The organism is Arthrobacter sp. H20, assembly GCF_000520515.1.
In the GTDB taxonomy this organism is placed as follows: Bacteria; Actinomycetota; Actinomycetes; order Actinomycetales; family Micrococcaceae; genus Arthrobacter_D.
Window position 1 is genome coordinate 1 of sequence record NZ_AZRY01000232.1, and the last position, 4,236, is coordinate 4,236.

5 protein-coding genes and 1 pseudogene are annotated in these 4,236 nt (G+C 61.3%); 3 read left to right on the forward strand and 3 right to left on the reverse strand.

Features of this window, described 5'->3' with window-relative positions; all coding sequences use genetic code 11:
• The 3 genes from Y703_RS0102205 to Y703_RS0102215 form a co-directional block, all read left to right on the forward strand.
• A partial coding sequence (locus tag Y703_RS0102205) for an IS3 family transposase (protein ID WP_026551415.1) occupies window positions 1-647 on the forward strand: 647 nt, incomplete at its 5' end.
• A gap of 216 nt (window positions 648-863) precedes the next feature.
• Window positions 864-1,439, forward strand: coding sequence for a hypothetical protein (locus Y703_RS0102210; RefSeq protein WP_026551416.1), 576 nt, complete (start codon window positions 864-866; stop codon window positions 1,437-1,439).
• A 162-nt stretch (window positions 1,440-1,601) separates the two neighbouring features.
• Window positions 1,602-1,955, forward strand: coding sequence for a hypothetical protein (locus tag Y703_RS0102215; RefSeq protein WP_026551417.1), 354 nt, complete (start codon window positions 1,602-1,604; stop codon window positions 1,953-1,955).
• A 91-nt stretch (window positions 1,956-2,046) separates the two neighbouring features.
• On the opposite strand, the gene Y703_RS17375 is transcribed toward Y703_RS0102215, so the two are convergent.
• The 3 genes and pseudogenes from Y703_RS17375 to Y703_RS17380 all read right to left on the reverse strand — a co-directional run.
• Window positions 2,047-2,340 carry a hypothetical protein gene (locus Y703_RS17375; protein ID WP_051427217.1) on the reverse strand — a complete coding sequence of 98 codons (294 nt, stop codon included), beginning with the start codon at window positions 2,338-2,340 and terminating at the stop codon, window positions 2,047-2,049.
• Window positions 2,341-2,467: 127 nt separating this feature from the next.
• Window positions 2,468-3,319, reverse strand: a complete 852-nt coding sequence (locus tag Y703_RS0102225) for a phosphatidylinositol-specific phospholipase C/glycerophosphodiester phosphodiesterase family protein (RefSeq protein ID WP_026551418.1) — start codon at window positions 3,317-3,319, stop codon at window positions 2,468-2,470.
• Between the two features lie 322 nt (window positions 3,320-3,641).
• Window positions 3,642-4,236, reverse strand: a pseudogene (locus Y703_RS17380) (transposase); the annotation flags it as partial.

Here is a 4,236-nt window from a genome sequence, read left to right on the forward strand (position 1 = left end):
CCGAACTCGTCGCGGTGAAACCCAACGACGTCTGGTCCTGGGACATCACCAAACTCTCCAGCCCCATCCGGGGCGTCTACTACGACCTGATGGTCATCATTGACCTGTTCTCCCGCTACGTCGTGCACTGGCACATCACCACCCGCGAGTCCGGGCTCGGCTCCAAGGACTTCATCGCCGACGCGGTCATGATCCACGGCACCCCGGGCGTGATCCACGCCGACCGGGGGACGTCCATGACGTCCAAACCGGTCGCCGAGCTGATGATCGATCTGGGCATCGACCGCAGCCATTCACGGCCCCGCGTGTCCAACGACAACCCGTATTCCGAGGCGGCGTTCAAGACCACGAAGTACCACCACTCCTACCCGGGGCGGTTTGGCTCCCGCCAGGACGCGGTCGCCTGGGCCAACGAATTCTTCCTTTACTATAATTTCGAACACCGCCATTCCGGGATCGGGCTGCATACCCCCGCGACGGTCTTCGACGGCACCTACGCGGCCATCCAGTGCCGCCGGGCCGCGGTGCTCCAGGACGCCTACACGGCGACCCCGCACCGGTTCGGTCAACCGCCGGCGCCGCCGGTGGGCCCCACGGCCGCGTGGATCAACCAGCCCCAGCAAAGCGAGGTCCCCGCACACGCCTAACCACTTAGCTGTGTCTCAAACGCCTTGACAGATTCCGTTTGGCGGAAGCTCAGCTTCCCGTCATTTTCTTCTTGCGCGGTGTTCACCGCTCAAACCTTCCACAGCTCCGCGAGCTGCATGAGAAGGACACGGACGAAAAGAGCCTCAACCGGCCCCGCGCGCTGAGGGATCGGTGGGTTCGCCCTTACTTAGTCGGCGCAGCTTTAGGATGCAGTAATGAGCTCTCGAAATATCCTGTCGCTGCGGCCTCCGGACTCGGAGTTCGTCGAGGTGGCTTTTGGCCGCGAGACGCGTCGACATCAACAAAGAGTGAGTAACCGGTTGGACATCGTCATCGACGGCCAGCCCGTGCGTTCCTGGGTGCGGGACTGGGAACGGCCCGAGTGGGAGCACGAAATACCGACACTGGACTTCGTCACTCAACTCTCCCGGTCTTCACCTCGCAAAGCAAAGCAACAAATAGACCAGTTGCGAGGACCCCGACCAGGCCGCGAGCCAGTGACGGCCGAGCTGCTGTATTGCCCCGCTTGCTTCGACATATCGGACGGGAATCTCGCAGTAGAAATCAGTCGCACCGAAGACACCTTAACGTGGCAACGATTCGGCTGGATCGATGAGGACGATGCCACCACGGCGGACGCACTAATCCCCAATGCGAGCCAGTTCTCATTTGATGCATCAGCATACGACCACGCATTGAACGAGGCTCAAGCCGCTCTATCCGGGAACTTCCTCACGGATTGGCGGAAACGATACCGGCGGCGGGGCCCGCAGCAGCCGGGAAATTACTGATGGGCCGCCACCAGCGAGGTGATAGGCGGCGGCGCGCCCGTCCGACCGGACGAATAGGGGACGGGAAAGGGGGAATCTTTCGATGACATCATCTCGCTACGCCGTGACGACTACGCAACCTCCAAGTAGCGGCACCCATCACCTCAAGCGAAGGACATTCCGTTGAAGACTGGCACTACCTTCTGGTTCGCGGTGGCGGCGCTGTGCGTAATGGTAGCGGGTCTCATTTTTGGCGGACGCACGATGCTCATCGAAAACCTTGGTGACCCGGCATACAAAGCCCTAATCATTTCCGCCTACGTGCTCCTCGGTGCCGCAGCGGGCAGTCTCACGAAAGCCTTCTCGCAAGGTCACGATGAAACTGGTTTTCGCGCGAAGGTAAGAGTGCAAGACGGCGCCACATACACGGTGGTCAAGCGCTCACAGCCTAGTGATGGTCAGCGTTCCCACTACTGGCAGGGCGACAACGGCCGGAAAATCGAACTCACCGAGAAAGAAATCGCCGAGCTTCTCTAACGGGAGCCTCCCGCTGGACGACCATGTCCATCGAGCGTGGCAGTATCATGATGATCAACGATGAAGGATCGGCTTCTGAACATCCGGGACGTTAGGCCGAGTCGTTGAGCGAGTTGATGCTGACGCAGAAGCGTTCCGCTGTCGCAGCACCGATGACTTCGCTCAAAGGTTCCTGAAACCACTCCTGCCAAATCGCGTCCACTTGGGTACTACTGACTGATCCGCTCTTGAACAGCAAGCTAGCTATGCGGTGCGCCTCGGGTTCGTACTCGTCGTTCGGCGCCCCGGCTGGGGTGCCTGGTTCGAGGCCGTACGGGTCCAGATCATTGAGCAGCGCGATGACTGCAGCGACCGTACTTCTCCACTTATAACTGCTTGGTTGCACCTCATCAGAATGCACTATAGATACCCCGGTCAGGGATCGGCTAACGGGCGCCGTATGCGGTTACGGAATAAGAGCGGCCCACGACGCGGCATGGAGCCGCGCGGTGGGCCGCCCTGATTAATGGGGGTCAGTCGCGGGCTGCAAGGAACTGCTCGAGGGCGGGCAGGTCATCCGTGTTGATGTGGTCGACACCGGCATCCGCCAGCTCTGACCAGACGGCTTCGCGTGCCTCGCCCGGCAGATCCGGTGTCGCCCAGAATCGGACCCGGGCGCCCTGCTCATGGGCCGTGGCGACGTAGATCTGGAGCTTCTCACGCTCAGCGGCTGGCATCTCGCCCACACCTTGCCAGGTAAAGAGCTTGTTCCAGTTATTACTAATCAGCGGCATGAGGCTCGATGGCAGTGCCGAACCCAGGTCGGTCGCGCGGCCGTCGTAGAAGCTGGAGCGCTGCCGGTCGGCGGTCATCGTTTCGAGGGGACGGTTGCCACTCACGACGACGCTTACTGCTCCCTGCTTCACCTTGCCGTTGTTAAAGCGGGTGAGTAGGGAACGGTGCTGGTCGAGCTCGGCTTCAAGGGCGGCGTACGTCTGCTCGGCATCACCCTTGATATCGACCAGCAGTTGAAACTCGCCGTCCCACCCGGGGTAGACGCTCCCGGCCTTACCATCCACAAGCTCGTCGAGCGGATCAAGGTAGAGGCTCTCGAGCGTCACGCCGGGAGTGACATCTTCGAGGTCATGGGCCACCAGGAGTTCGCCGTCCACGAGCCACACATCAGCCTCAACACTGGTGAACCCGTGTTTAAGGGCATCGAACAGGGGCCGTTCGTGCTCATAGTCATTATGGGCGTGGGCTGCCTCGCGCGGGGTGCCAAGGACGACGTCGTCCGGCGCCTGAGTTGCATTTGCCGGAACGGCGACGGAGACGGCAAGGGAAGTACAGGCAAGCAGTAGCGCGAGCGGCCGGGTGATGGACATGGTCCTCAACTTCCTAGTGGGGGTTTATGGCCCTCCTACGCTAGGAAACGGAGGTAAACAGCAGGATTACGCTCACTGGCGCCTAGGTGAACAACGCGCGGACACCGGCTAAGCAAGCGCCGCGAAGTATCTGACCAACCCAGATAGAGCGGACCGGGGTGCAATGGCCTCGACTGTCGCGTTTTACTTCGTGCTGGTGTGCACACCATAGGCAACGTGCCGGGGAATTCGACACACAGGTGCCGCCTGACATCCCTCGTCGGCGCTGGCATACCTGGAAGTGTTCACCTGGTTCTCGTTTACGGGGGGCCCTATGTTCTTGTCAAGCGGCGAGTTGATGGTCTGGTTGATAAAGAGTGCCGTCGCGGAGCATGGCGAACAGGACGTCGCAGCGTCGGCGGGCCAGGGCGATGAGGACTTGGTTGTGGCGTTTGCCCTGGGCGATCTCGGTCGTAGTAGGTCCTCGAGATCGGATCCCGGAGGGCTGCGAATGCTGATAGGAACAGGGCGCGTTTAAGGATCTTGTTGCCACGGCGGGACGGGTGCTCACCTCGGATCGATGAGCCGGATCTGCGGGTCACGGGAGCCAGACCTGCGTAGGCGGCAAGGTGTCCGGAAGACTCGAAGTGTTTGCCGGCAACTTCGGTGAGGAGCCTTGCTGCGGTCCTGACGCGACTCCGGGCATGCTCGTCAGGACGGAGGAAAGAGGGTGGGCCTCTACCAGTTTCTCCACCACTACGGCGATCTCTGCCCGTTGCCGCCGCAGAGCTGCGAGTTGCTCGGCCAAGCGCGGCAGAACGGTCGCTACGGCATTGGTGCCCACCACAACCACGGTCTGCTCACTCAATGCCTGGGTGATGTCCTCTGCCAGACGCCGTCCCATCCGGGGTGCCAACTTCAGTAGTCGGGTCGCCATC

What these genes read in the sequence shown, in the direction of transcription:
- Y703_RS0102225 (WP_026551418.1), bottom strand. Translation starts at nt 3,319, where the DNA reads ATGTCCATCACCCGGCCGCTCGCGCTACTGCTTGCCTGTACTTCCCTT.
- Y703_RS0102210 (WP_026551416.1), top strand. Translation starts at nt 864, where the DNA reads ATGAGCTCTCGAAATATCCTGTCGCTGCGGCCTCCGGACTCGGAGTTC.